Origin of the sequence: Mesorhizobium sp. M2A.F.Ca.ET.037.01.1.1, from assembly GCF_003998075.1 — a bacterium.
In the GTDB taxonomy this organism is placed as follows: Bacteria; Pseudomonadota; Alphaproteobacteria; order Rhizobiales; family Rhizobiaceae; genus Mesorhizobium.
The window spans coordinates 1-2,296 of record NZ_RZSA01001004.1 but is presented as its reverse complement, the minus strand read 5'-3'; the positions used below and the strand labels follow the sequence as shown (position 1 = coordinate 2,296).

Here is a 2,296-nt window from a genome sequence, read left to right as displayed (position 1 = left end):
GCATTCCAAAGATGCCAAGGCGCCCAAGGGCGGCCGTCAACCCGGCGCCTATGTCAAGCACCACCGATGAACGTCGCCAACCTGCAGCTTGAAGGGCTGATGATGGCGGTCGCGGCCATCAACAATGCGCTGGTGCACCATGGCGTGCTGTCGATTGACGCCATCGACGACGCTCTACGCAGGGCCGAAGCGTCCGTCACCGCCGACGAGCGTGTGTACGAAGATATGTCGCCGGCCCACCGGGAGGCGATCTGCTTTCCGCTACGACTGCTGCAACTGGCCAACCTGTCGCAGGACGAGACCGGCGTGCCGCCCTTTGCCGAGCTCGCGCGCCAGGTCGGCCGGACCAAAGATGCCCCCGCTGACCCTGCCTAATTATGGAGGTGGGGCCTACCGCACTACGCTGCCCCGCGCTGGAACGCTTCTACATAGGAAAGGGGCGCCTGGAGCGCCCAGACCACCTGGTCAGCATCATAGGTCACCCCGCCAGTCCCGTTCAGCGCCGCCGGCGCCACCCGGTTGAGCACGACGGTACCGAATCCATCATGGGCGATAGCCTTGACCCGGGGCCCATCCTTCTCGGTCCACGTCAGTTGGAACGTGCGGTCGCCGTCCTCGTCAGTCACTTTCCAGTTCAGCGTGATCGAGCCCTTGCGGCCGGACAGCACCCCGTACTTGGCGGAGTTGGTGCACAGTTCATGAAAGGCGATCCCGAGATACTGTACAGCGTTGGGGGTTAGGACCAGGGCAGGGCCGTGCAGGCCGATGGCGTCCTCGCGTCCGAACGGCTTGGCCTGGGCCAGCAGAAGATCTGCCACCGTCGCACCCTTCCAGTCGGCGGATACAAGCAGGTCGTGAGATCTCGACAGCGCCATGATGCGCTCACGGACCTGCTTCTCGAAAACGTCAGGGCTCCCCGAGCGTTTGTTGGTCTCGCGGATCATCGACAGGATCACAGCGTACTGGTTTTTCACCCGGTGGTTGACTTCGCGCATCAGCATGCGGATGCGCTCCTCGCTTTCCTTCGCGGATGTGATGTCGCGGGCGATCTTGGAGGCGCCGACGATACGGCCGGCGCCGTCGCGCACGGGAGAGATCGTGAGGGAGACGGGAATGTCGGTGCCGTCCTTGCGGCGACGGATGGTTTCGAAACTCTCGACCCGGTCACCGTTGCGGATCCGCTCGATGATCATGGCCTCTTCGTCTCGATACTCGGGCGGGAACAGCATCGTAATGTGCTTGCCAACAGCCTCCTCTGCGGTGTAGCCGAAAAGCCGCTCAGCACCCTGGTTCCAGGTTTTGATGAAGCCGCCGAGGTTCTTGCTTATGATCGCATCGAACGAGGACTCAACAACCGCCGAGAGGTGCTGGGCAGCATCCTCGCCCCGCTTCCGGTCAGTGAGATCGAACAACATGTTGACCGCGCCGATCAGCTCGCCATGCTCGTTGAGCAAAGGTGTCGGGAACGGCATGAACGGGAAGAGCGACCCGTCCGGCCGCTGTGCGATAGCCTCGACGCCACGCACCGGCCGATTTTCGTTGAGTGCGATCGCCATCGGACATTGGTCGTGAGGCAGCGGCTCGCCGTCTGGGGTGAAGAGCCGAAACGTCACACACCATTCATCCTTGCCGATCTTTGGCTCGCGGCCAGCCAACTCGGCCGCCGCTCGATTGTAGTAGGTGATCTTCCCCTTAGCGTCCGTCGTGTAGATCGCCACCGGTAGCGCATCCAGGATCTGGTTGAATCGGGCCTCCTGTTGACCCAAAGCTCGCTCGGCCGTCTTCAGGGGCGTCACGTCGACGGTGAAGCAGCGGGTATGGACCAGTTGGCCGTCCTTGAAGTACCCACTCGAACTGACTTCCACGTGTTTGATCGACCCGTCCCGGGCCTTCAGCCGCGCGGGATAGCGGTGAACCTTCTCGCCGCGTTTGAGGCGATCCATGATGTCGTGGATGACAGCTTCCTCTTCGTAGAAGCCAGCGATCTCATGGCCGATGTAGTCGCCGGGTTCATAGCCCAACAGACTCAATTCGGCGGAATTCGCATGAACGATGAGGCCGTCCCCGTCGACGACGTGCAGGCCGACTGCAGCGTTTTCGAAGAAGTCTTCATAATTGACTGCTGAGGTCTCAAGGTCGTCTGCCAACCCGGCCGGGTTAACCTTTCCCATGTATGTCCTGCTACTACCGCGTTGAGCTGCGTAGGAACTCCGGACGCGCCGCATGGTTCCCTCAGCTGCGGGCGGTGTCTTGCTAGCTTGCTTCGGGAGGGCTCCGATGGAGCCCTCCTCAGGCT

2 protein-coding genes are annotated in these 2,296 nt (G+C 62.1%); one reads left to right on the top strand and one right to left on the bottom strand.

Annotated elements, in window-relative coordinates; genetic code table 11:
• The first annotated feature begins 66 nt into the window (after window positions 1–66).
• On the top strand, window positions 67–375 hold the full coding sequence (locus EOA27_RS32565; protein WP_127249416.1) for a hypothetical protein: 309 nt from the start codon (window positions 67–69) through the stop codon (window positions 373–375).
• Window positions 376–398: 23 nt separating this feature from the next.
• Here EOA27_RS32565 and EOA27_RS32560 read toward each other — a convergent pair whose 3' ends face one another.
• Window positions 399–2,171: a PAS domain S-box protein gene (locus tag EOA27_RS32560; protein ID WP_126082607.1), complete on the bottom strand. Its 1,773-nt coding sequence runs from the start codon at window positions 2,169–2,171 to the stop codon at window positions 399–401.
• Window positions 2,172–2,296 lie beyond the last annotated feature (125 nt).